The following is a 23,921-nucleotide window of genomic DNA, read 5'->3' on the forward strand; positions in this document are numbered from 1 at the left end:
TTCAGTGACCGCCGGGGAGCGATGGGAGGTCGGAGCCGTGGCACGGGAGTTCACCAGGGTCGGCGTGGTCGGGCTGGGCACGATGGGGGCCGGCATCGTCGAGGTCTTCGCCCGCAACGGCATCGACGTGGTCGCGGTCGAGATCGCCGCCGACGCCCTGGACCTCGGCCGGACCCGGCTGACCCGTTCCGCCGACCGGGCGGTGGCCCGGGGCAAACTCACCGCCGCCGACCGGGACACGCTGCTGGCCCGGATCGACTTCGCGGTCGGCCTGGCCGCGCTGGACGACGTCGACCTGGTGATCGAGGCGGTGCCGGAGCGGCTGGAGATCAAGCGGCAGCTCTTCGGAGAGCTGGACCGGATCTGCCGGCCCGACACCATCCTGGCCACCAACACCTCCTCGCTGAGCGTCACCGACATCGCGGTCGCCACCGGCCGGCCCGACCAGGTCATCGGCATGCACTTCTTCAACCCGGCACCGGTGATGCGGCTGGTCGAGGTGGTCCGCACGGTGGTCACCGCCCCGGCCGTGGTGACCGACGTCGAAGCGCTGGGTGACCGGCTCGGCAAGGTGGCCGTCACCATCGCCGACCGGGCCGGTTTCATCGCGAACGCACTGCTCTTCGGCTACCTCAACCAGGCCGTGACGATGTACGAGTCGGGCTACGTCGGCCGGGAGGACCTCGACGCGGCGATGAAGCTCGGCTGCGGACTGCCGATGGGACCGCTCGCCCTGCTGGACCTGATCGGCCTGGACACCGCGTACCAGGTGCTGGAGACCATGTACCGGCGCGGCGGCCGGGACCGGCGGCACTCCCCGGCGCCGCTGCTTCGGCAACTGGTCGCCGCCGGGCTGCTCGGCCGCAAGTCCGGGCGCGGTTTCTACACCTACGAGCGGCCCGGTTCGGCGGCCGTCGTCGCCGACGACCGCACCCCGGCCGACGTCGGCGCCGCTGCCGGCACTGCCGGCATGACGGGCACCGTCGACTCGGCCGGCGCTGCCGCGCGGACCGTGGCCGTGGTTGGCGTGGTCGGATCGGGTGCCCGGGCGATGGGGATCGCCGAGGTCTTCGCCGCGGCCGGTTACGAGGTGGTGGCGGTGATCGACGAGGCCGACCAGGACGCCGCGTTGCGGCGGCTCGCCGATGTCGACCTGGTGGTCGAGGCGGTGGCCGGGGAACCGACGGTTCGCAAGGCGCTGTTCGCCCGGCTCGACGAGATCTGCAAGCCCGGGGTGGTGTTCGCTCCGACCGGCCGGCTGCCGGTGGTGGACCTGGCGATGGCCAGCGGCCGACCGGCCGACGTGGTCGGGCTGCACTTCCTCGATCCGGTGACGGAGGTCCCACTGGTGGAGATCGTCCGGACCGTCCGGACCGCGCCGGAGACCGTGTCGACCGCCCGCGCGGTCTGCGCCCGGCTGGGGCGGACCGGTGTCGTCTGCGGCGACCGGGCCGGCTTCGTGGTCGACGCGCTGCTCTTCCCGTACCTGAACGACGCGGTACGGATGCTGGCGGACGGCTACTCCACCGTCGACGGCATCGACCACGCGATGAAGCTCGGCTGTGGCTACCCGATGGGGCCGTTCGAGGTGCTCGACACGGTCGGACTGGACGTCGCGCTGGCCATCCAGCGGGACCTCTACCGGGAGTCACGGGAGCCGGGGCTGGCGCCGGTGCCACTGCTCGCGCAGTTGGTGGCGGTCGGTCGCCTCGGCCGGATCTCCGGCCATGGCTTCCGCGAGCACGCCGCCGGCTGACGGCCCGGCCGGGAGCGCCCGCCGGGAGCGCCCGGCCGGAACCGTTGGCCGGGACCGCTGGCCGGGCGGGCAACGGCGAACCGGTGATCAGCTGAACGACATGCTGACGGCGGTGGTCTGGTGCTTGCCGTCCTGGTCGACCCGGTAGGTGAAGCGGTCGCCGCCGTGGGCCGGCTCACGCGGGACGTAGGTGATGGTGCGGTCGGGGTTCAACCTGACGGTGCCGAACTTGGGCTGGCTCATGATGGTCACGGTGGCCTGTCTGGTGACGAAGTCGTTGGCGAGTACCCGGATGCGGGTCGGTCGGGAGCGGCTGACGACGGGTCGGTCGAAGACGGCCCGGGGCGATTCGACGAAGAAGGCGCCGTGGGGGGTACCGAGGAAGTGGGTGATCTCTCCGGTGGTCTGGTTGTCGGTCCGGACGTCCGGCACCCGGTCGCCGTTGGCGTCCAGGGCGTCGGCCGTCCAGGACTCGTCCAACCAGGGCGGGCTGGCCCGCTCCAGGTCGATCCGGTAGCCATGCCCGCCGACGACGCTCACCCCGGCCAGCCCGCCGGAGCATCCGACGGTATACCAGATGAGCAGGTCGCGTCCCCCGTTGTTGCTGAAGTCGGCCAGCTCGAAGCCGAAAGGGTCGCAGAGTTCGAACACCGCCGTACCGGGGGTCAACCAGCCGTCGGCGGTGTTCAGGAAGCTGATGAAACCACCACCCTGGTCGGAGTACGCGTAGACGTCCTGCCGGCCGTCGCCGTCGAAGTCGGCGGTCTCGATGGCGCTGGGGGCGTAGACCCGGCTGCGGATCCCGCCAACCGGTTGGAAGTCGCGCAGCACCAGCAGTTGGTACCCGAGCGCCGAGTCGGGTCCGGCGAACCATCCCAGCACCAGTTCGACCACGCCGTCACCGCCCAGGTCCACGATGACGCCGAGGTCCGGGCAGTAGCTCTCGGTCGGGCTCGGCTGCGGGTAGGCGTGGGTCCGCGCCGGGCCGTAGCCGCCGCCGGGCTGGCCGTGCCGCACCCGTACCGTGCACTGGCCCGGGGCGCGACCCAACGTCACCCGGTCGACCAGCCCGTCGCCGTTCACATCGCCGCGCAGCGGATCTCCCTGCCCACCCGCTGCCGCGCCCGGCGCCACCCCGACCACCGCCGTCAACGTCGCGGCGACCATCGCCGCCACCAGGCGTCCGCGCATGAACTTCTCCTCAGTCGAGTGTCGCCGCCGACCGCCGGCGGTGTCAGGTCGGGAAACGGATGGAGACCGAAGTGGTGTGCCGCTTGCCGTCCTGGTTGAGCCGGTAGACGAACCGGTCCCCACCGTCGTGCGGGGCGAGTTGGACGTACGAGACGGTCCGGTCGGGGTTCACCGTCACCCGACCAAACTTCGGCGGCATGGCGAAGGTTACGGTGGCGGCCCGGGTGGCCCGGTCGTTGGCGAGGACCGGGATGACCGTCGGGGCGTTGACGGCGGCTATCGCCTTGTCCGGGAGCGCCCGGGGAGATTCGGCAAAGGTGCCGTTGCCGAGGTTGAGGTGGTGGGTCACCTCGCCGGTCACCTCGTTGACGGTCCGGACGTCGGGGTACAGGTCGTCATTCGCCTGCACCACGTCCATCGCCCACCACTGCTCACCGAACTCGTCGAACTCCAGGTCCACCCGGGTGCCGTCGCAGCCGACCACGGCCACCCCGCTGCTGCCGGTGCCGCAGAGGTCGAAGTAGGCGATCGCCAGCCCGAGGCCGCCGCTGCGGTTGAAGTCGGCCAGCTCGAAGTCCGGGTCGCTGGTGCAGAACCCGGCGAACCGGACCGGGCCGGCGACCAGCCGCCCGTCGGCGGTGTTCAGGAAGCTGCGGAACCCCTCGCCCTGGTCGGTCCACTCGTAGACGTCCTGCCGGCCGTCACCGTTGAAGTCGGCCAGCCGGATGAAACTGGGCTGGTAGATCCCCGCGAAACCGCCGACCGGGGTGAAGTCGCGCAGCACCAGCAGGTCGGTGTCGACGTCGGGTGGGCGGCCATCGAACCAGGCCAGCACGATCTCCACCCGGCCGTCTCCGCCCAGGTCGACGATCACCCCCATGTCCGGGCAGTAGCCGACGGTCCCGCCCGGCATCGGGTACGGGTGGGTCCGGGCAGCCTGGTAGCCGCCACCGGGCAGCCCCAGTTCGACCCGGACCGCGCACTGGCCCGGCCCGACCGGCCCGACACCGACGACCGTGACCCGGTCGAGGACACCGTCGTGGTTCAGATCGCCGTACAGTGGGTCGCCCTGGCCGCCGTCGGCGCGCACGGGCGCCGAACCCACCGCGAGGATCACAGCCGCGATCCCGATGGCAAGCGTCGTGCTGCGGATCTCCAACATCTTTCTGCTCCTTGACGCGCGCCGGACCCTGCCGGCATCCCAGCCACGGCTGACGTCGCCCCGCCGGTGCTGGACGCCCTGGCAAGCGCCGGTGGTGTCTGGTCAGTCCCGGTATCGGACGTAGACGGAGGTGACGCTCTGTCGGCCGTTCTCGGTTATGCGGTAGGTGAACCGGTCTGTGGCCCGGCTGCCCGGGTCGGGGGTGTACGCGACCTGGCGGTCGGCGGTGATCCGGGCGCGGCCGTAGGTCGGCGGCTCGACGATCTCGAGCAGCGCCTCCCGGGAGGCCAGGTCGTTGGCGAGGACGTCGATGAGGATCCGGCGGTCGCCGGTGCGGGTCACCGAATCGCCGTTCGCGCGTGGTGTCGGGCCGAAGGTTCCGTCCCCGGCCCCGATGAAGCTGGTGATGGTGCCGGTCAATTCGGAGGTGGTTCGGAGGTCCAGGATGTTGTCCGCGTCCGCGTAGACCAACGCCAGGGCCCAGTGATCCTCGCCGAGCGGGTCGTGGTGGAGTTCGATCACCGAGCCATCGGTGCGCAGGACGACCACCCCGCTGGAGAAGTCGTCACAGCGTAGGAGGTACGGGATGACGACCTCGGTGGCGCCGTCGTGGGTGAGGTCCCGCAGCAGGTGTCCCCGCGGCACGGCGCACCACCGCTGCGGCCCCGGCGTCAACCGGCCGTCGCCCAGGTTGAGGTGGGTCTCGAACCCCTCGCCCTGGTCGGTGACGGCATACACGTCCAGTCGGCCGTCGCCGTTGAAATCGTCGGTGCCGAGCATGGTCGGTTGGAATATCGCCGCCGGCAGGCTGCCGGCCGGCATGAAATCCCGGCCGAGGATGATCAGATTGCCGGGCGGCGTGGCGGGCGGACCCGGGAACCAGCCGAGCACCAAACTGTCGACTCCGTCCCAGTCGAGGTCCAGCGCGACGCCAAGGTCGGGGCAGCGGGTAGCGATGCCGGTCCCGCCGGGCTTCAGATACCCGTACGCGCGGGGGTTTCGGTACCCGCCGTCCGGGAGGCCGTACTCGACGATCACCGAGCAGAGGTCGGGTTGGATCACGCCGAGATAGACCCGATCGGGTAACCCGTCGCCATCGACGTCGCCGTGGATCGGATCACCCCGTCCGCCGGCGACCGCGGCCGCCGGACCGAGCACCACCGCGGTCGCGGCGATCAGAACCGTGCTCGCGGTGGTCAGGGCCGTGCGCTTGCGCCACATGGTGCTCCTCCATGGGTCGACGGAGCCTCAGATCCGAGGCCGGATGTAGACCGGGGCGCGGCTCACGCGACCCTCCTCGGTCAGTTCGTAGACGAACCGGTCCGGTTGGACGGTGCCGTCCGGGACGTAGACGAGCTGACGGTCCGGGCGCACCTGGACCCGGCCGTGGGCGGGCGGCGTGACGATGGTGAGCCGGGCCTGGTCAGTCGCCCAGTCGTTGGCCAGCACGTCGATCAGCAGCCGCCGGCTGTTGGTCGGGTAGACCGCGTCCGTGGTGGCGCTGGGCGAGGCGACGAATTCCCCGGTGCCGCTGCCGGTGTTGAGGAAGTAGTCGATGTCGCTGGCCGAGTCGGTGGTGCGCACGTCGGGGAACCGGTCGCCGTTGGCGTAGACCACGCTGGCGGTCCAGGTCTTCGTCCCGGTCGGGTCGTGTTGGAGCCGGCGCACGGTGCCGGAGTCGATCAACAGCACCACGCCGTTGCCGTCGTCGTCGCAGCCGCGCGTGTAGCTGATGAGCGCGCCCGCCGCCCCGTTGTTGTTGAAGTCCCGCACGAAGACTTCCGGGGTGTCCACCGAGCACCACCGTTCGGGCCCGAGGACCACCTGGCCGCCGCGCCGGATCGCGGTGGCGAAACCGCCGAGGCCATAGGTGTACGGGGTGAGTACGCCATCACCGGTGAAGTCCGCCATGCCCAGGAAGACCGGGGTGACCGGGGAGGCGAAGCTGGCGATGGGCCGGAAGGTGGTGTCGTCGAGGACCAGCCGGTTGTAGTCGAGGCTCGGCGGTGGACCGTCCGCCCAGCCGACCCAGAGTTCGTCGCCCGGGCTGCCGTCCCAGTCGAAGCCGACCCCGATGTCCGGGCAGGCGTTCGGCGCATCACTGGCCGGGTTCAGGTAGGCGAAGGCGACGGGGGGCAGGTAGACGCCCGGCTCCCGGCCGTAGGTGACGATCACCGAGCACCGGTCCGGGGCGATCACGCCGAGAAAGGCGATGTCGGGAACGCCGTCGTTGTTGAAGTCGCCGTGCACGGGGTCGCCCTGCTCGGCTGCCGACACCGGTGCCACCCCGCCGAGGGTCCCGAGTGTCGTCAGGATGACTCCGACCGCGATGCGTCCACTCCACCTCATGGCCGTTCCTTTCACACCTTGTGTAGCGACTAGTACTGATCAGCACACATTCGCGAACGTAGACCCCTTCTGTGGTAATGAGAATATTGCTGACCGTGATCCGACAAACGCTCTCCGCTGTCTCCTGGCGTGCTCGGCGCGGGCTGAACCGGACCGTCGCCCACCCCGTACGCTGGGAACGCATGAGCCCCCGTCGTAATCGGCCGCGTCCGGACGGCGCCGACCCGGTCGACGCCGAACGGGTCCGGCGCGGCGTCGACGCGGTGCAGAGCTGGGCCGACGGCGAGTGGCAGGTGCGGGCGATCCCCGGCGGCGCGGCGACCAAGGCGTACCGCTGCCCCGGCTGTCTGCAGGAGATCCCGGCCGGCACGGCGCATCTGGTCGCCTGGCCGGCGGACGGGCGCGGCGACCTCACCGACCGGCGGCACTGGCACACCGGCTGCTGGCGGGCCCGGGACCGGCGCGGCCCGGCCGTCGAACGGTCCCGCAACGCCCCCCGCTACGGCTGACGGGATCTTCGTCACGCTCGCCGGGCTCCGGCTGACGCCACGTGGCGATCCGGTCCAGACTGGTCCGGTGAGCACCGCCATCCGCGCCGCCTCGATCCTGCCCGCCCGCCGGCAGGAGATCGAACTGCACACCGCCGACCACCTGCGCCTGATCGGCGAGCTGGCGCTGCCCGCCGAGCGCGACCCGGTGGCCACCCTGGTCTGCCTGCACCCGCTGCCCACCCACGGCGGGATGATGGACAGCCACGTGTTCCGCAAGGCCGCCTGGCGGCTGCCGGCCCTGGCCGACCTGGCGGTGCTCCGGTTCAACACCCGGGGCACCAGCAGCGTCCAGGGCACCAGCCAGGGCAGCTTCGACGAGGGGGTCGCCGAGGAGTACGACGTGGCGGCCGCCATCGAGTACGCCGAGTTCGCCGAGCTGCCCCGGATCTGGGTGGTCGGCTGGTCGTTCGGCACCGACCTGGCGCTGCGGTACGGCTGCGACCCGGGCGTGGCGGGGGCGATCCTGCTCTCGCCGCCGCTGCGGTCCAGCACCGACGCCGACCTGGCCACCTGGGCGGAGTCCGGCAAGCCGCTCACCGCGCTGGTGCCCGAGTTCGACGACTACCTGCGCCCGGCACAGGCCCGCGAGCGGTTCGCGGTGGTGCCGCAGGCCGAGGTGGTCGCCGTGCCGGACGCCAAGCACCTCTGGGTCGGCGACGCCGAACGGGTGCTCGACGAGATCGTCCGTCGGGTCAACCCGGCGGTGCCCCTGCCGCTGCCGACCACCTGGGACGGCCCGATGGCCACCGGCGACGTCAGCGCGTACGCGGATCGCCCGGCTGGCTGACGGCGGGTGCCGGCGGAACCGGCGGCCCCGGCCGGCCGGCGACCGGGGGTGGCCCGCCGGGGTCCGCCAGCGGCTCGGCGAACTCCAGTGGGGCGAGGTCGGTGGCCGGCGGCCAGCCGGCCAACCAGGTCTGGCGCTCGGTCCAGACCGCCCGCCAGTAGCCGGCCCGCCCGGTCAGCCGGGCACCGGCCGCCCGGGCCGCGATCCCGGCGGCCAGCAGCGCCCGCCCGGCCCGCGCCCGCCCCGGCGACCAGTTCAGCCGCAGGAAGGTGGTCTTGCCGCGCATCAGCATGATCCGTTTGTCGACGCTCGTCGACGCGGCACCATTGTGGTGCCGCACCCGGGCCTGCGGGACCAGCACCGGCACCGCCCCGAGCCGGGCGGCCCGGAAACAGAGATCGACGTCCTCGCCGTACATGAAGTAGTCCGGGGTGAAGCCGGCCAGCTCGGCGAAGAGCGCCCGGTCGACAAGCAGCAGGCAGCCCGAGCCGGCCGGCACCCGGGCCGGCACCGCCCGGTTCAGTCCCGGCAGCTCCTCCGGGTTGAACAGCCGGGAGCGGCGGAACACCGTGGAGAGCCCGGTGGCGAAACAGAAGTAGCCCCACCGGGTCGGCCAGCCGAAGACCGACCGGCCGTCGTCGGTGCCGTCCGGCCGCAGCGTGCGTCCCACGTAGATCCGGTGCCCCGAATGGGTGCTGGCGAAGCGGACGAACTGCCCGATCAGGTCGCCGACCGGCTCGGTGTCCGGGTTGAGCAGCAGCAGCCAGCGGCCGGCGGCCCGCCCGGCACCGACGTTCACCGCCCGACCGAAACCGACGTTGCGGGCCAGCCGCACCACCTGGGCCGCCGGGAAGGCCGCGGCCACCGCGTCGGCCGAGCCGTCCACGGAGGCGTTGTCGACGACGATCACCTCGTACCGGTCGGCCGGGCAGTTCGCCCGCAGCGCCGCGAGCGCCCGCAGGATCAACTCGCGGGTCTGGTACGACACCATGACCACGCTCACCGTCGGGGTCACCACCGGCTGCCCGCCAGCCGGGACGACTCGTCCCGGCCCCAACCGCTGCGGGTCGCCGGCCGGCGGGCGGCCCACCCGGCCGCCACCGTCAGCGCCAGATAGCAGGCCCCGGCCGGCAGCAGCCAGGGCCGGGGCAGCACCACGTCGAACAGCCAGGAGGCCGGCCGGGAGCGGCGGACCTGGCCGCCGGTGCCACGCAACGCGGCGTTGCCGGCCCGCACCCGGCCCAACCGGCGCAGCAGGTCGCGGGTGCGGTGCGGGGTGGCCACCACGGTCGCCACCGCCGGCACCTCCCGCTTCTCCCCGGCCCGGAAGAGCGAGTCCAGGAACAGATCGTCGGCGAGCTGGTCCGGGAACTCGGCGAACCGTGCCCGCCCGGCCGCGCCGAGCGCGATCGCACCCCGGCCGAACAGCGCGTCCCGGAACGCCGGCAGCCTCCCGTTCACCGCGTAGTAGGCCCGGACCAGCAACGGCCGGCCGGTGGTGTCGAGCAACCGGCGCGGAGCGACCGCGAGCGACCCGCCCTCGACGAGCGCGGCGGCCAGCGCGCGGGCGGCCGGCGCGGTGAGCACGATGTCGGCGTCCAGGTAGATCCGGGGAAACGCGGCCACCGCGCGGTCGCCCGCGTTCAGCGCCGCCGGCTTGCCCGCCGCCGCCAGCTCCAGCACGCGTACGCCGGGGAACGAGCGGGCGATCTCGGCGGTCGCGTCGGTGCAGCCGTTCGCCACCACCACCACCTCGAACTCGCCCGGCTCGGCGCGGTCCAGCAGACCGTGCAGACACCGGGGAAGCACCGCCGCCTCGTTGTGCGCGGCGATCACCACACTGATCACCACGGGGCCCGCCCGGTCAGCGCCCACCGGATCCGGCGGGTGATGGTCCGCCGGCGCAGCCGCCAGCCCTCGTACTCGCGCAGGTCCAGCGAGGCCGCCTGGACGAGTCGGGCCGAGTGCCGCATGTGCTCGGTCCACTCGGCGATGGTGCGTACCCCGGTGTTGCGGGCCGACAGCGGGCGGCGGGCCATCAGGTCCTCGTCGGTGCGGTAGATCGTGTTGGGGCTGCGCGGGTCGTCCATGTGGTCCTCTCGCAGGAACGGGTGGTACCAGCCGTTCACCCAGCCGAGCCGGGCGGTCCGTAGGCACCAGGAGGTGAACGACTCGCCGTCGGCGATCGGCCCGGCCTGCTCGACCACCGACCGTTTCGCCAGATAGCCGCTGCCCTGCACCCAGTGGTTGCGCAGCAGCGCGTGCCCGCCGGGGAAGGCGACGAGCTTGCGCGCCGTCAGCGCCGGGTCGACGTCCTCGTCCGGGAACCGCCAGGTGCCGATCACCCCGAACTCGGGCACGTCCCGGTGTGCCCGACTCAGCGTCGGCAGCCACTCGGGGTCCTGCAGGCAGTCGTCGTCGACCTTGCTGACCAGGTCCCCGGTGGACTCCCGCCACAGCCAGTTGGTCGGCTCCCGCAGCCCGACGTTCACCGGGCTGTGCCGGAAGCGGTGCAGCCGGGGATGGTCGCGGACCGCCTCGACGGCGTCCAGGGTCGCCCGGTCGGTGCCGTTGTGCCAGACCCAGACCCGGGCGTACGGGGGGCAGCCGTCCAGCAGCCGGGGCAGCGAGAGCCGGACGTACTCCGGCCGGTTGTACGTGATCATCAGGATGTCGATGCCGGTCATGCCGTCCCACTGTCGTCGTTGATCCGGTCCGCCCGGGTGACCCGCCACAGCGCGCCGGCCAGACCGAGCAGCAGGTGCAGGGTGATCAGGTAGGTGGAGTAGTAGAGGGCGTCGAAGGCGAGCGCGCCGATGCCGAGCACGACGATGGCGACCGCCAGCACGGCGGCCAGGTCGCGGCCCCGGGGATCGGCCAGGCGGCGGCGGGCGCGGGCGGCGACCAGCGCGCCGGCCAGCAGCAGGAAGGCGAGGCCGGCGACCCCGACCAGGCCCCCGGTGATCAGGGTGGCGAGCCACTGGTTGTCCAGCATCTGGTAGAGCTCCGGCAGCCAGGTGCCGACGCCGCGGCCGAGCAGCGGGCTGTCCCGCACGAACGGCGCGGCGTAGTCGTAGTCCTCCAGCCGGCCGGCCACGCTCGGGTCCCGGTCACCGGCGAGCAGCAGGGCGCGCAGCGTCGCCAGCAGGCCGGGCCGCAGGACCTGGATCAGGGCCGCCAGCGCGGCGCCGACGATCAGCACGTTGAAGGTGGTGCGCAGCGGCCAGACCAGCACCAACAGCAGCAGGCCGGCGGCCAGCGCGAGCACCCCGGTGCGGGAGAGCGAGATCGGGATCACGCCGGCCTGGATGATCGCCAGGGTCAGGTAGATCTGCCGGTCCCGCCGGTGGTCGGAGAACCGGGCGAAGTGGATCGCCACCAGCAGACCGATGACCATGAGCAGACTGAACTCGATGTAGTGGCCGGTCGTGCTGGCCACCCGGACCAGGTCGCCGGTGCCCCGGATGCTGAAGCCGATCTGGTCGCGTTGGAAGGTCAACAGCGGGGGGAGTTGCAGGTGGTTGGTCAGGTTGATCCGGAGCGAGAACTGGCTCAACCCGATCAGCGCCATCGCGGTGGACCCCCAGCAGAACACCCGCAGCACCGTGTCGATCCGGTCCCGGCTGCCCAGGCCGTCGGCGGCGGCGAGCAGGACGCCGCCGGCGGCGAGGGCCATCAGCACGGTCCGGTCCGCGCCGGCCGATTCCAGCGCGCTGAGACCCCGGGCGTGGCCGGCGGCGTACGAGGCGGCCACGGTGGCCAGGTAACCGGTGAGCACCCAGCGCATCGGCTGCGGTCCCCGGCGGGCCAGGGTGGGGTGCAGCCGGGTCAGCGTCCACCAGACCAGTAGCCCGAATCCCACCAGGACCGCCGGCCGGCCGAGGATCGTCAGCGGCGGGAAGATCAGCCGGTGCGGCAGCAGGTACGCCAGCAGTACGGCCAGCGCCAGCCCGACCGTCGCATCCCGGCCGGGCCGCTGGACCGGAGCGGGGTGGACCCGCCCCGGCGCGGACCCGACCGGGAACGACAGGGCTGGTGAGGTCACGCCGATCGGCCCGCCGGTGCGGTTTCCCGCCGTCCCGGTTCACCGGCGGGCTGGCTCCCGGGCTGGCTGCCGGCGGGCTGGCTGCCGGCGGTCGGGTGGTCGGCGGCGGTCGCCGGCCGGCTGTCCGCGCCGCGGTCACCGTGGGGACCGCTGTCATCCTGGGCGCGGCTGTCATCCTGGCCGCGCCGGTCGGCTCCGCGCGGGCCGTCGTCGTCGACCGGGCGGTCGTCCGGGCCGCCCCGGTGCTGGCCGGTCCGGGCGGCGGCCCGGCGACGTGTCATCGCGTCCCAGCCGACGGCGGCACCGGCGGCGAGCAGCAGACCGAGACAGACCATCGTGATCTGTACCCGGAGCACGTTGCTGCGCGACGGGGTGATGTTCAGGCCGGCGTCCAGCACCTGGGTGGTGATCTGCTCACCACCGCGTGAGCCGTACGGCGCCTGCTGCCGGGCCACCTCGTCGTTGATCAGCCGGGTGGTGGCCTCGACGGTGACCAGCGCCTGCTCCCGGGTCGCCGCGGCGACCTCGACGGTCAGGATCGAACTGCGCTGAACCAGTTCGACCTGGTAGCCGGGATCGCCACCGGCGGCCGCCACCCGCGACCGGGCGTCGTGCGCGGAGGTGGAGATCTGGACCGCCTGGGCCATCGCGCTCTCACCGACCCGCAGCCAGGGATTGGCCGGCTGCGGACTTTCGCCCGGGGCGGGCGCGGCGACCGCCACCGTGGGCGGGACGAGCACGATGGCCACCGAGGTCTTGTACTCCGGCTGGATCGCCGAGCCGACCGCGTAGGCGGCGCCGAGGGTCACCACCACCACCGGCAGGGTCACGTACCACCGCCGGAACATGAGTCTGATCAGGTCGAGAAAGTCCATGGGGGGTTCCGTCCTTTGAGGGTTTCAGGTGGTCAGCGCCGAGGTGTCGCCGATCGGCGTCGGGGTCGGCGGCTGGTTGCCGGGGGTGTCCGGTCTGATCAGGCGGTTCCACAGGTCGATGTAGGACCGGGCCTGGTGGTCCCAGGCGAGCTGGTCGGCGAATCTGCGTCGGGCGATGTCGCGCATCCCGGCCCGCCGGTCCGGGTCGTCGAGGAGCCGGTCCAGCTCGGCGGCGAGCTCGTCGGGACTGCCGGTCGGCACGTAGCTCGCCGCCGCGCCGGCGGTGCGGCGCGTCTCCAGCAGGTCGACCGCGACCACCGGCAGGCCCCGGCCCAGGTACTCGACCGTCTTGGCCATCGTCGACAGCTCGGCCATCCGGGTCGGCGGATCGGGCTGGAGCGCGATCGACGCCGAGTGCAGCAGGCTGTTCACCTGGTCGGGCTCCAGCCACCCGGTGAACCGGACGACGTCGGTGAGGCCGCGATCCTCGGTGAGCCGGCGCAGCGGGGGCAGGCATTCCCCGTCGCCGGCCACCACCAGCCGCCAGTCGGCGTCGCCGCGGAGCTCGACGAGTCGTTCGGCGGCCAGCACCGCGAGGTCGACCCGGTCCTGTTCGTTGATCACCCCGAGGTAGACGATGGTCTGGGGTGGGGTCGACCCCCGCCACGCCGACGCGGGGCGGTGGGCCGGGTTCTGCCGGGGAGCCGGGTTCTGCCGGGCTGCCGGCGGGGAGGTGCCGGGCGGACCGCCGACCTCGGCCAGGGTCGGCCCGTTGCGGACCACCACGACCCGGTCGGGGTCGCACCCGCCCCGACTGATCGCCAGGTCGCGGTAGGACTGGTTGGTGGCGATCACGGCGGAGGCACAGCGCCAGGAGAGCTTCTCGAAGATCCGGAGCAACCGCAGTACGCCCCGCCGCGGCCGGTCGGTCTTGCACTCGTACAGCTCGGGGCTGAGGTCGTGGTGGTCGAAGACGAACGGCCGGCCGGCCGCCCGCAGCAGCAGGCCGACGATCCAGAACACGTCGGGCGGATTGCAGGTCTGCACGGCGTCGACCCGGGTACGCAGCATCAGCGCCAACAGCCGGCCGGTCACGGCGACCAGCGCCCAGGCGAACTCGGCCGCGAAGGAGAGCACCCCCGAGCCGGCGAACGGTTGGCGGAACGGGCGGACGGCGGTGCGCTCGGTGCCGGGCAGCACGCCCGGGTCGCCGGACCCGCGCGGGCAGATCACCGTCACCCGGTAGCCCGCCTCCTCCAGGGCCCGGCACTGCCGGATCACCCGGCGGTCCCGCTCGGCGGGCAGGTTGACCACGACGATGACGACGTGCGGTGGTCGGTCGGGCACCCTCTCACTCCGTCCGTCGGCCCCGCGATCGGACCGGCGCGAGTCCATCGCGCCGGGCAAACGGTCACTCTAGCGACCGGATGCGCTGACTCAGAGTGCATGCGCGGTCCGATCATTCGCGAGTCTTGTCGACATTGCTACAGATCGTCTGACCAATCGGTCGATTGATTGAAACAGTCTCATTAGTACGTAGTGCCGGTTTAGTCGCTCTGGTCCGGCAGTTGACTGCGCCCGTCCGACGGCCCGCGCGACTGTGGACAACAGGTGCGGAGCCCACCTAGACCGCACCTTCCGCAAGATCGGAGGACGGTCATGTTCCAGCGACTGCAATCAAGACGCCTGGTGTCCGCGCTGCTCACCCTCGCCGTCGTCGGGCCGACCGGGGCGGGGACGGCCGACACCGCGCGGGCGCAGGCCCTACCGCCCAACTTCACCGACCGGGTGGTGTTCTCGGGCCTGACCCAGCCGACGAAGCTGGTCTTCGCCCGCGACGGCCGGGTCTTCGTAGGCCAGAAGAACGGCGTCATCCTGGTCTACCGCGGGCTGACCGGCACCACCGCCACCGTCGTGGCCGACCTGCGCCCCAAGGTGTACGACTTCGCCGACTTCGGGCTGCTCGGCCTCGCCCTGGCGCCCACCTTCCCGACCGACCCGTACCTGTACCTCAGCTACAGCTACGACGGGGTCATCGGCGGCCCGGCGCCGACCTACCACGACACCTGTACGTTGCCCGGCAACTGCCGGACCAGCGCCCGGGTGTCCCGGCTGCGGATCAACGGCGACGTGGCGACCGGCCCCGAACAGGTGCTGGTCCACGACTGGTGCACCCAGGGCGACACCCACTCCGTCGGCGATGTCGGCTTCGGTCCGGACGGCGCGCTCTACGTCACCGGCGGCGAGGGTGCCTGGGACGTCGTCGACTACGGCCAGACCGGCTCACCGCGCAACCCGTGCGGCGACCCGCCGGCGCCGGTCGGCGGCGCGATGACCCCGCCGACCGCCGAGGGCGGCGCGCTGCGCGCCCAGGACCTGCGCACCCCGGCCGACCCCACCGGGCTCTCCGGGACCGTGATCCGGATCAACCCGGCGACCGGCGCGGCGCTGTCGACGAACCCGGGGTACGGCAGCCCGGACCCGAACGCCCGCCGGATCGTCGCGTACGGACTGCGCCAGCCGTACCGCTGGACCTTCCGCCCGGGTACCTCGGAGCTCTGGATCGGCGACGTGGGTTGGCGGGACTGGGAGGAGATCAACCAGGTGACCGACCCGGTTGCCGGGCCGCTACGCAACTTCGGCTGGCCCTGTTACGAGGGGAGCGCCCCACAGGCCAGCTACCAGCCGATCGGCCTGAACCTCTGCACGAGCCTGTACGCCGCCGGCACCGCGACCGCGCCGCGGTTCAGCTACCGGCACGGTCAGCCGGTGCGGGCCGGCGACGGCTGCGCGACGGCGCGCGGCGCGATCAGCGGCCTGGCCTTCTACCCCGCCAGCGGCGGGCACTACCCGGCCCGCTTCTTCGGATCGCTCTTCTTCACCGACGTGGTGCGCCGCTGCGTCTGGGCGGCCCGGCCCGGGGCCAGCGGGGTACCCAACTTCAACTACATCGATCCGTTGGGCAGCACGGTGGGTCGGCCGGTCGACCTCCAGGTGGGACCGGACCGCAACCTGTACTACGTGGACCTCGCCGGCGGCGCGATCCGCCGGCTCCAGTACCGCTGACCCCACGCACCCAGCAGGTCAATGGGCCAGATCGGACGAATGGCCGGATGTCGGCAACGATCGCTTTCAGTCGGCATCCGGAACCGGTCCCGTTCCTCCCCCGGACGAGTCGTCGGGGCGTCGGCCGGGCCGGCACTTCGGGCCGGTCGGCCCCGGCTCTCGGTCCGCCACCTGACAGCCCACCCTGGACCCGCCGCCAATGCTTTGAGCAGGCATTCTGCGACCGGGATCCGGCCCGGGCCAGGGCCGGGGGATGGGGTAATCATGTCTGGATCAGGGCTTCGCGCGCTCCGCGCGGGGTTGGCCGTGGCGCTTGTCGTACCGGTCGCGGTGGCCGGCCCGACGGTGTCCGCCGGGCCGGCCACGGTCGGTGGGGCGGCCGTCGCGCTGGCCGGTGCCGCGCCGGCCGGCTTCACCCAGCAGGTGGTCTTCGCCGGGCTGACCCGGCCGACGAAGCTGGCGTTCGCGCCGGACGGGCGGGTCTTCGTCGCCGAGAAGAGCGGGCTGATCAAGGTCTTCCGCGGCCTGGCCGACCCGGTCGCGACCGTCTTCGCCGACCTGCGCACCCAGGTGTACGACTACAAGGACCTGGGCCTGATCGGGCTGACCCTGGCGCCCACCTTCCCGGACGACCCCTGGGTCTACGTCAGCTACAGCTACGACGGGGTGATCGGCGGCAGCGCGCCGACCTACCGCGACACCTGCCCGGCCGCCGGAAGCTGCGTCTCCAGCGCCCGGATCTCCCGGCTGCGTGCCGACGGCGACGCGATGACCGGCACCGAGCACGTGCTGGTGCACGACTGGTGCACCCAGATCGAGAGCCACTCGGTCGGCGACCTCGCGTTCGGTCGGGACGGTGCCCTCTACGCCACCGGCGGCGACGGCGCCTCCGGAACGTTCGTCGACTACGGCCAGACCGGCAACCCGGTCAACCCGTGCGGCGATCCGCCCGGGCCGGTCGGCGCGGCGCTGGCCCCGCCGAGCGCCGAGGGCGGCGCGCTGCGCTCGCAGGACCTGCGTACGCCGGACGACCCGACCGGCCTCTCCGGCACCTTCATCCGGATCAACCCGGTGACCGGCGCGGCGCTGCCGGACAACCCGCTGGCGCACAGCGCCGACCCCAACGCCCGCCGGATCCTCGCCTACGGGCTGCGTAACCCGTACCGGTGGACGTTTCATCCGGACAGCGGCGAGGTCTGGTTCGGCGACGTCGGCTGGCGCGACCACGAGGAGATCGACCGGCTGGCCCACCCGGGCGGTCCGCCGCCGAACTACGGCTGGCCCTGCTACGAGGGGAACGTCAAGCAGGGTGGCTACCGGGTGGCCCGGCTCGGGCTCTGCGACAGCCTCTACAGCGCCCCGCCGGACGCCGTCACGCCGCCGTACTACAGCTACTCGCACAGCCAGCAGGTGGCCACCGGGGACGGCTGCCCGGCCGGCGGCTCGTCCCCGTCCGGGCTGGCCTTCTACCCGGCCACCGGCGGCGGCTATCCGGCCGGGTACCGGGGGGCGCTGTTCTTCGCCGACTACGCCCGGCGGTGCGTCTGGCTGATGCGGGCCGGGTCGGACGGGCTGCCCGACCCGACCAGCGTGCAGCCGTTCTCGTCCGCCGCCGGTGGCGTGGTGGACCTGCAGATCGGGCCGGAGCGGGATCTCTACCTGGTGGACCTGACCGGTGGCACGGTCCGCCGGTTCCACTTCGACGCGGCCGACCAGCCACCGCGGGCCGTGGTGCGGGCCACCCCGGAGGAGGGCAACGCCCCGCTGGAGGTGCTCTTCGACGGCTCGGCCTCGACGGATGCGGACCCCGGCGACATCCTGCGCCACGAGTGGGACTTCACCGGCGACGGCAGCTTCGACGCGACCGGGGTCACGGCCAGCCACACCTACCGCTCCACCGGCACCTACTCCGCCCGGCTGCGGGTCACCGACCTGGCCGGTCGCAGCGACACCGCGACGATCCAGATCCGGGTGGGGACCAGCGCCCCCCGGCCGGTCATCACCAGCCCGCTCGGCACGGCGAAGTGGAGCGTCGGCCAGCAGATCACGTTCTCCGGCCGGGCGACCGAGGCCGGCGGCGCGCCGGTGCCGGCCGACCGGCTGGAGTGGCAGCTGATCAACCGGCACTGCCCGACCGTCGACAACTGCCACACCCACACCGTGCAGCACTGGACCGGCGTGGCCGCCGGGGCGTTCGTGGCGCCCGACCACGAATATCCGTCCTATCTGGAGCTCACCCTCACCGCCACCGGCAGCGGCGGCCTGTCGGCGAGCACCACCACCCGGCTGGACCCCCGGTGGACCCGGCTGAACATGGTCAGCAACCCGAGCGGCCTGGAGGTGAACGTCGACGGGGTCAGCTACACCACCCCGGCCGCCGTGAAGGTGGTGGTCGGCGCCACCACGACGATGAGCGCACCCGGGCCGCAGTCCGCCGGGGTCGCCGAGTTCGTCTTCGACAACTGGTCCAACGGGGGAGCCCAGACCCAGGTGGTGATCGCCCCGCCGGCCGCCACCACCTACACCGCCACCTTCGCCACCGCGCCGGGCTGCCGGGACAGCGCCGGCTACACCTGTACGTCGGTGGTCGGCGCGGCGTACCAGCCGGCCGACCAGGCGGTGCTGCCGCTGACCGGGGACGACGCCCGGACACCCGTCGACCTGCCGTTCCCGGTGCTGTTCTACGGCCGCCGGTACGAGCGGGCCTGGGTCTCCACGAACGGGTTCCTCTCCTTCCAGGACCCGGGACTGCCGGGCGCGATAAACGCCGGCCTGCCGGACGCCGGCCTACCCAACGCCGCCGTCCACCCGTTCTGGGACGACCTGGTGGTACGCGCCGACTCCAGCGTCCGGTCGGCGGTGCGGGGCAGCGCACCGAACCGCGAGTTCGTGGTCGAGTGGCGGGACGTCTACCTGTACGGGTCGTCCACGGCCAAGATCTCGTTCCAGCTCAGCCTGGCCGAGTCGGGGCGGATCACCTTCAACTACGCCGGCCTGACCGGCACCAGCCTGCGGGAGCTGGGCAGCGGCGCCACGGTGGGGATCGAGGACGGCACGGGCGGAGTCGCCCTGGCGTACTCGGTGAACCACGCGGTCCTGGTCGACGGCCGGGCCGTGGTGTTCAACCCGCCGCCCGATCGGTGACGGAGACGGCAGTCGGTCCGGCGGTGGCTGGTCCGCCGGCCGGCGCCACCGCCGGCCGGCGGCCGGGCAGCCGGGCCAGCAGTTGGCGGCGCAACGGCCGGTCGGCGAGCCAGAGCACCGCTGCGGCGGTCAGCGTCGCCGCCGCGCCGAACACCGGCAGCGCGACGACCGGATCGGCGCCGGCGAGACCGAGCCGGCCGGCGGCGAGCGGGACCAGCGCGGCGGCGGTCGCGGCCAGGGCGGCCGGCGCGGTGGGGGCGAGGAAGCGGAGCACCGGCATGCCGGCCGCCCGGTGCACCGCCGCCCAGAGGGAGATCCCGGTGACCACCGCCTGGATGGCGATGCCGGCCAGCGCCACCGCGGCGGCCTGTCCGGGCGGGTCGCCAGAGCCGGCCAGCAGGGCACCGACCCCGGCCAGCGCGGCCACCCCCAGCGCGCCGCGCAGCCAGGCGATCGCCGCCAGCCGGCCGGGTCGGCCGATGGCCTGCAATGCCGGTCCGAGCAGGACGCCGTACACGTTGACGGCGCCGTAGAGGCAGAGCAGCCGCAGCGGCAGCTCGGTGCCGGCCCACTGCGGACCGAGCAGCGCGACGAGCGGGTCGGCGGTGGCGGCGAGGACGCCCAGCGCCGGCAGCCCGGCCACGGCGCCGAGGTGCTGCAGCTGGCGCAGGTGGGCGGCGAAGCCCGCCCGGTCGCCCTGCAACCGGGACAGCGACGGCAGCGCCACCTGCTGGACGGAGCGGACCGTCACGTCGACGAGCATGTCCGGCAGGCGCGCGGCCAACCGGTAGATGCCGGTCGCGACCGGCCCGAAGAAGATCCCGGCCAGGATGATGTCGGCCCGCGCGCTGAGCAGCACCCCGATGCCCGCGCTCGCCGAGTGCGCGGAGAACGCCCAGAGGTCGCGGATGCCGCGCAACCGCGGCCGCCGGCCCGGCCGCCACGGGCAGACCAGCCAGAGCACCACCAGACCGACCGCCGCGTTCACCAGTTGCTGCGCCACCAGCGCCCAGATGCCGGCGCCGGCCAGCGCCAGGACCACCCCGACCACCCCGCTCAGCAGCGCGGCGGCCAGGGTCCGCAGGGCCACCGAGCGGAACCGCAGCTCGCGGCGGAGAATGCTCTCCGGGACGATGGCGAGCGCCTGCAGCAGCACCAGCGGGGAGAGCGCGACGCAGAGCACGGTCAGCTCGGGCTCCCGGTTGACGAGCGCCCAGAGTGGACCGGCGGCGGCGGTCAGGCCGGTGCAGCCGAGCCCGCCGAGCAGCAGCACCCAGAAGGCGGCGTCGAGGTGGTCATCGGTCACCCGCTCGCGCTGCACCAGCGCGGCGACCAGGCCGTGCTGGATCACCGCCTGTGCGACGACGATGTAGGCCGTCGCCATCGCGACCAGTCCGAACTCGCTCGGCCCGAGCAGCTTGGCGAGCAGGAAGGTGACGACGATCGACGAGCCCACCCGGCCGGCGGTGAGCAGATAGGACCAGCCGATCGCGGTCCGTACCCGGCCGGTCTGCGACGCCGAGAGGTCCGGGTCGGACGCCGAGGGGTGGGACGCCGACGGGTCGGGTGGCGCCGCGGGGTCATGGCCGGCCGGCCGCCGCGCGGCCGTGCGGTCGGCCACTAGGAGCCACCCCGGACCGGTGCCGGCGGTGTCCGGCGCAGGCCGATCCGCCGCCGCCATCGCCCGAGCAGCACCCGGCAGCGGCGGACCAGCCAGGCGGCCAGGAACGCGCCGGCCGCGCCGACCCGGGTGCGCAGCCGGCCGTCGCCGGTGCTGAGGATGAGCAGCGTCTCGGCGAGCATCCGCAACCGGGGGGCCAGCACCCGCCGGCCCTGGGGCGCGTACCAGGTGGCGGCGCTCGCGGCGGTGCTGCGCCGGCCCTGCACGGTGGAGCCGGCATGCAGCCGGCGCTGGAAGAGCCGCTCGGCCACCTCGTGGATCTCGCCCAGCCGGGCCACCTCGGCGAGCAGCGTGTAGTCGGAGGAGAGATAGGGGCGGATCATGCCGGTACGGCGCAGCACGCCGAGCCGGAACACGCCGAAGTGCGCGTGGCAGAGGCTGATCCGGTGCGCCACCCCGGCGACCCGCCGCCAGGCCCGCCGGTCGCGCAGGTCCAGCCCGTCGTCGTACGGGCCGATCACCGCGCCCGCCTCGTCGATGAGGAGGGTGCGGGGATAGACCAGGACCGCGCGCGGGCCGGCGGCGTCCAGCGCCGCCACGCAGGTGCTCAGGTACGACGGCAGACAGATGTCGTCATAGGCCACCCACTTGAACAACTCGCCCCGGGCCAGCTCCACCACCCGGGCGTAGTTGACGTGACCGCCGTAGTTGCGCGGGTTGCGGTACAGCCGGATGCGGCCGTCCCGGGCCGCGTACCGCCGGCAGATTTCCCAGGTGCCGTCGGTGGAGGCGTTGTCGCTGATGATGATCTCGAAGTCCGGGTAGTCCTGGGCCAGCAGCGCGTCCAGGCAGGCGGCCAGGTAGCGCTCGGCGTTGTAGACCGGCACGCCGAGGCTGACCCGGGGGGCGGGCGGTCCGTCGCCGGCCGTCATGCCACCATCAGCTCCGCCTCGACGCCGAGCCGGCGCAGCGCGGCGTCGATCTCCTCCCGGTAGGCCGGGTTCGTGATGATCACCGCGCGGCTGCCCGACTCGGCCAGCGCCTGCGGCGGCCACACCTCGTGCCCGGTCACCGGCAGGAAGCGGCCCCACTTGCGCGGATTGACGTCGACCACGGCGGTCAGCCGCCGGTCCGGGTCGGCCAGGTGCAGGAACTGCACCCCCCGCGAGCCGGCGCCCCAGAGGACCGGCCGGTCCCCGGCGGCGACGAGCCGCCCGACGGCGGTGCGCCAACGGTCCCGCTCGGCTGCGTGCCGGGCGGCGAAGCCGGCGATGGCGGCAAGCTGCCGATCCCGGGTGGCCGTGGCGCTCCCGGTGGCTCCGGTGGTCGGCTGGTTGCTGATCTCCACGTAGCGGAACATGCCGGCGAAGAGCTGACCGGTGGCGAGCACCCGCCAGCCGGCGCGTTCGACGAGCCGGCAGAGCGCGTACCCGTCGAAGTAGGAGACGTGCGGGTAGATCACCTCCCAGCCGGCGGTGGCCAGGTCGTAGCCGGCGTCCGGCACCTCCAGGTAGCCGTGGACCGGCCGGTCGCCGGCCAGCTCGCGCAGCCGGACCAGGAAGCCGTGCGGATCGTCCAGGTGCTCCAGCCAGTGCCGGGAGGTGACCAGGTCGTACGCCGGCAGCCGATCGTCGAGCGGCACCGGCCCGCGGTACAGCACCGCGCCGGACGGGTCCGGGCCGACCGGGCCGGCGTACATCAGGTCGTAGCCGAAGCCCCGGCAGCCGGCGATCTGGCACAGCTCCCGCAGGAACTCGCCCTGGCCGCAGCCGACGTCCAGCACCGCGCCGCCGCGCAGCGGGTAGCGGTCGGCGAGCCGCTTGACCAGCTCCGCCGTGCAGGACTGGAAGGCGGGTGAGTGGTGCAGGTTGGTGTCCATCGTGGTGTCGTAGACCAGGGCGGCCGGGTCGAAGGCGAGGTTGCGGGCGTACCCGCAGCCGGGGCAGTGGCCCAGCACGATCCGGCCGACCGGCGACCGGACCGCCTCGTCCCGGGTGGCCCAGTGGGTGCCGCAGTAGATCGGGACCTCGCCCAGGTCGGCGAAGGGCAGCAGGCGCGGGTGCCCACAGGCGTCGCACCGGCGGTGCCCGCTCACCGGAGCGCCAGCGGCCCGGTCCGGTCCGGTCACCGGACCGCCAGCTGCTCGGTCCGGTCCGGTAACCGGACCGCCAGCTGCTCGGTCCAGCGCAGGTCGGCGTCGAGCCGGCCGGCGGCGCGCAGGGCGCGGACCCGGCGGACCCGGTGGTACCGGTCACCCTCCAGGTCCGCGACGGTCAACCCGAGTCGCCGGTACGCCCGCAGCAGCTCGTCGATCCCGTCGGCGACCGTCCACCGGGGCTGGAAGTCGGGCACCTCGGCGCGGATCCGCGAGCAGTCCACCCGGTAGTCGCGGGTGTCGGTGGTGGCGCCGCCGGCGATCGTCACGGTCGAGCCGGGCACCCGTTCGGCGACCAGTTCGGCGAGGTCCCGGATCCGGTGGTTCTCCCCGTCCACGCCGACGTTGTACGCGCGGGCGTGCACGACCGCCCGGGGGGCGCGCAGCAGGGCGAGGAAGGCCGCGGCGATGTCCTCGACGTGCACCAGCGGGCGCCAGGCCGCGCCGTCGGAGAGCAACCGCACCTGCCCGGTCAGCAGCGCGTGCGCCGTGAGGTCGTTCACCACCAGGTCGGCGCGGAGCCGCGGCGAGAAGCCGTACGCGGTGGCGTTGCGGAGCAGGACCGGGCAGAACCGTTCGTCGGCGAGGGCGAGCAGGCCGCGTTCGGCGGTCAGCTTCGACTCACCGTACGCGGTGACCGGCGCGAAGTCGGCGGTCTCGGTCAGCCCGCCGGTGCCGGGCGCGGCGGCTGCCGGCGCACCGGCGGCGCCGTAGAGGCTGCACGAGGAGGAGAAGAGGAACCGGTCCACGCCGGCCCGGCGGGCGGCCCGGGCCAGCCGCCGGGTGGCCCGGTGGTTGATCTCGTGGGTCAGCTCCGGGTCGAGGTCGCCGACCGGGTCGTTGCTCAGCGCCGCGAGGTGGCAGACCGCGTCGAAGCCGGCCAGGTGTTCGGGCAGCACGTCGCGCAGGTCGAGCCGCAGCGTCGGCACCTCGCGCGGCGCCGGTCCGAGCAGGCAGTCCGCGTACAGGCCGGTGTCGAGGCCGGTGACGTGGTGTCCGGCGGCCCGCAGCAGTGGGGTGAGGACGCTGCCGAGGTAGCCGAGGTGGCCCGTCACCAGCACGCGCATCAGGAGGCTCCCGGGGTTGGTGGTTTTAGTAAGAAGGAGAGTTTATGAATGGTTGAGGATCATGACCGGCTATTGTCGGTATTTTTACTGAATGGTCGAACCTACCGAACGTGTGGATAGCGTAACTGCGCGCACTGGTGGGGGCGGCAAGG

General features: G+C 73.2%; 19 protein-coding genes. 5 read left to right on the plus strand and 14 right to left on the minus strand.

What is annotated here, in order from left to right; genetic code table 11:
- Positions 1-37: 37 nt before the first annotated feature.
- Entirely contained in the window at positions 38-1,756 is a 1,719-nt protein-coding gene (locus O7627_RS05805; protein WP_278092460.1) for a 3-hydroxybutyryl-CoA dehydrogenase, read from the plus strand.
- Between the two features lie 87 nt (positions 1,757-1,843).
- Here O7627_RS05805 and O7627_RS05810 read toward each other — a convergent pair whose 3' ends face one another.
- The 4 genes from O7627_RS05810 to O7627_RS05825 all read right to left on the minus strand — a co-directional run bounded on the left by O7627_RS05810 (position 1,844) and on the right by O7627_RS05825 (position 6,458).
- Entirely contained in the window at positions 1,844-2,947 is a 1,104-nt protein-coding gene (locus O7627_RS05810) for an Ig-like domain-containing protein (protein ID WP_278092461.1), read from the minus strand.
- 43 nt (positions 2,948-2,990) lie between these two features.
- Positions 2,991-4,109, minus strand: coding sequence for a hypothetical protein (locus O7627_RS05815; RefSeq protein WP_278092462.1), 1,119 nt, complete (start codon positions 4,107-4,109; stop codon positions 2,991-2,993).
- A 102-nt stretch (positions 4,110-4,211) separates the two neighbouring features.
- Positions 4,212-5,330: an Ig-like domain-containing protein gene (locus tag O7627_RS05820; RefSeq protein ID WP_278092463.1), complete on the minus strand. Its 1,119-nt coding sequence runs from the start codon at positions 5,328-5,330 to the stop codon at positions 4,212-4,214.
- 27 nt (positions 5,331-5,357) lie between these two features.
- Positions 5,358-6,458 (minus strand): Ig-like domain-containing protein, encoded by a 1,101-nt coding sequence (locus O7627_RS05825; protein WP_278092464.1) that lies wholly within the window; start codon positions 6,456-6,458, stop codon positions 5,358-5,360.
- A 182-nt stretch (positions 6,459-6,640) separates the two neighbouring features.
- Between O7627_RS05825 and O7627_RS05830 the strand changes: the two genes are divergently transcribed.
- A complete protein-coding gene (locus O7627_RS05830; protein WP_278092465.1) occupies positions 6,641-6,967 on the plus strand; it encodes a hypothetical protein in 327 nt (108 codons plus the stop codon).
- A 67-nt stretch (positions 6,968-7,034) separates the two neighbouring features.
- Entirely contained in the window at positions 7,035-7,796 is a 762-nt protein-coding gene (locus O7627_RS05835) for an alpha/beta fold hydrolase (protein ID WP_278092466.1), read from the plus strand.
- Here the strand turns inward: O7627_RS05835 and O7627_RS05840 are convergent.
- The 6 genes from O7627_RS05840 to O7627_RS05865 are packed head-to-tail and all read right to left on the minus strand — an operon-like array spanning position 7,765 to position 14,063.
- A complete protein-coding gene (locus tag O7627_RS05840) occupies positions 7,765-8,811 on the minus strand; it encodes a glycosyltransferase family 2 protein (protein WP_278092467.1) in 1,047 nt (348 codons plus the stop codon). The two genes, O7627_RS05835 and O7627_RS05840, sit on opposite strands and share 32 nt — an antisense overlap.
- Positions 8,808-9,647 carry a glycosyltransferase gene (locus tag O7627_RS05845; RefSeq protein WP_278092468.1) on the minus strand — a complete coding sequence of 280 codons (840 nt, stop codon included), beginning with the start codon at positions 9,645-9,647 and terminating at the stop codon, positions 8,808-8,810. Before O7627_RS05845 ends, O7627_RS05840 begins: the two co-directional genes overlap by 4 nt.
- Positions 9,641-10,483: a glycosyltransferase gene (locus tag O7627_RS05850; protein WP_278092469.1), complete on the minus strand. Its 843-nt coding sequence runs from the start codon at positions 10,481-10,483 to the stop codon at positions 9,641-9,643. Before O7627_RS05850 ends, O7627_RS05845 begins: the two co-directional genes overlap by 7 nt.
- Positions 10,480-11,841 (minus strand): O-antigen ligase family protein, encoded by a 1,362-nt coding sequence (locus O7627_RS05855; protein WP_278092470.1) that lies wholly within the window; start codon positions 11,839-11,841, stop codon positions 10,480-10,482. The genes O7627_RS05850 and O7627_RS05855 overlap by 4 nt, the downstream gene beginning before the upstream one ends.
- Positions 11,838-12,716, minus strand: coding sequence for a hypothetical protein (locus tag O7627_RS05860; protein ID WP_278092471.1), 879 nt, complete (start codon positions 12,714-12,716; stop codon positions 11,838-11,840). Before O7627_RS05860 ends, O7627_RS05855 begins: the two co-directional genes overlap by 4 nt.
- 24 nt (positions 12,717-12,740) lie before the next feature.
- Positions 12,741-14,063, minus strand: a complete 1,323-nt coding sequence (locus O7627_RS05865) for a glycosyltransferase family 4 protein (protein WP_278092472.1) — start codon at positions 14,061-14,063, stop codon at positions 12,741-12,743.
- A gap of 312 nt (positions 14,064-14,375) precedes the next feature.
- Here O7627_RS05865 and O7627_RS05870 point away from each other — a divergent pair, with 312 nt between their 5' ends.
- Complete coding sequence (locus O7627_RS05870; RefSeq protein WP_278092473.1) at positions 14,376-15,782, plus strand: PQQ-dependent sugar dehydrogenase; 1,407 nt, start codon at positions 14,376-14,378, stop codon at positions 15,780-15,782.
- A gap of 264 nt (positions 15,783-16,046) precedes the next feature.
- Complete coding sequence (locus tag O7627_RS05875; RefSeq protein ID WP_278092474.1) at positions 16,047-18,926, plus strand: PQQ-dependent sugar dehydrogenase; 2,880 nt, start codon at positions 16,047-16,049, stop codon at positions 18,924-18,926.
- On the opposite strand, the gene O7627_RS05880 is transcribed toward O7627_RS05875, so the two are convergent.
- The 4 genes from O7627_RS05880 to O7627_RS05895 are packed head-to-tail and all read right to left on the minus strand — an operon-like array spanning position 18,904 to position 23,769.
- Entirely contained in the window at positions 18,904-20,547 is a 1,644-nt protein-coding gene (locus O7627_RS05880; RefSeq protein ID WP_278092475.1) for a lipopolysaccharide biosynthesis protein, read from the minus strand. The genes O7627_RS05875 and O7627_RS05880 overlap by 23 nt on opposite strands.
- Positions 20,547-21,479: a glycosyltransferase family 2 protein gene (locus tag O7627_RS05885; RefSeq protein ID WP_278092476.1), complete on the minus strand. Its 933-nt coding sequence runs from the start codon at positions 21,477-21,479 to the stop codon at positions 20,547-20,549. Before O7627_RS05885 ends, O7627_RS05880 begins: the two co-directional genes overlap by 1 nt.
- Positions 21,476-22,675, minus strand: a complete 1,200-nt coding sequence (locus O7627_RS05890; protein WP_278092477.1) for a class I SAM-dependent methyltransferase — start codon at positions 22,673-22,675, stop codon at positions 21,476-21,478. The genes O7627_RS05885 and O7627_RS05890 overlap by 4 nt, the downstream gene beginning before the upstream one ends.
- The gene (locus O7627_RS05895; RefSeq protein ID WP_278092478.1) at positions 22,672-23,769 is read right to left on the minus strand and encodes an NAD(P)-dependent oxidoreductase; all 1,098 of its coding nucleotides are present in this window, start codon (positions 23,767-23,769) and stop codon (positions 22,672-22,674) included. Before O7627_RS05895 ends, O7627_RS05890 begins: the two co-directional genes overlap by 4 nt.
- Positions 23,770-23,921: the final 152 nt, after the last annotated feature.

The organism is Solwaraspora sp. WMMD1047 (genome assembly GCF_029626155.1).
Classification (GTDB): Bacteria; Actinomycetota; Actinomycetes; order Mycobacteriales; family Micromonosporaceae; genus WMMD1047.

What these genes read in the sequence shown, in the direction of transcription:
- O7627_RS05815 (WP_278092462.1), bottom strand. Translation starts at nt 4,109, where the DNA reads ATGTTGGAGATCCGCAGCACGACGCTTGCCATCGGGATCGCGGCTGTG.
- O7627_RS05875 (WP_278092474.1), top strand. Translation starts at nt 16,047, where the DNA reads ATGTCTGGATCAGGGCTTCGCGCGCTCCGCGCGGGGTTGGCCGTGGCG.
- O7627_RS05860 (WP_278092471.1), bottom strand. Translation starts at nt 12,716, where the DNA reads ATGGACTTTCTCGACCTGATCAGACTCATGTTCCGGCGGTGGTACGTG.
- O7627_RS05895 (WP_278092478.1), bottom strand. Translation starts at nt 23,769, where the DNA reads ATGCGCGTGCTGGTGACGGGCCACCTCGGCTACCTCGGCAGCGTCCTC.
- O7627_RS05870 (WP_278092473.1), top strand. Translation starts at nt 14,376, where the DNA reads ATGTTCCAGCGACTGCAATCAAGACGCCTGGTGTCCGCGCTGCTCACC.
- O7627_RS05825 (WP_278092464.1), bottom strand. Translation starts at nt 6,458, where the DNA reads ATGAGGTGGAGTGGACGCATCGCGGTCGGAGTCATCCTGACGACACTC.
- O7627_RS05810 (WP_278092461.1), bottom strand. Translation starts at nt 2,947, where the DNA reads ATGCGCGGACGCCTGGTGGCGGCGATGGTCGCCGCGACGTTGACGGCG.
- O7627_RS05850 (WP_278092469.1), bottom strand. Translation starts at nt 10,483, where the DNA reads ATGACCGGCATCGACATCCTGATGATCACGTACAACCGGCCGGAGTAC.
- O7627_RS05820 (WP_278092463.1), bottom strand. Translation starts at nt 5,330, where the DNA reads ATGTGGCGCAAGCGCACGGCCCTGACCACCGCGAGCACGGTTCTGATC.
- O7627_RS05885 (WP_278092476.1), bottom strand. Translation starts at nt 21,479, where the DNA reads ATGACGGCCGGCGACGGACCGCCCGCCCCCCGGGTCAGCCTCGGCGTG.
- O7627_RS05830 (WP_278092465.1), top strand. Translation starts at nt 6,641, where the DNA reads ATGAGCCCCCGTCGTAATCGGCCGCGTCCGGACGGCGCCGACCCGGTC.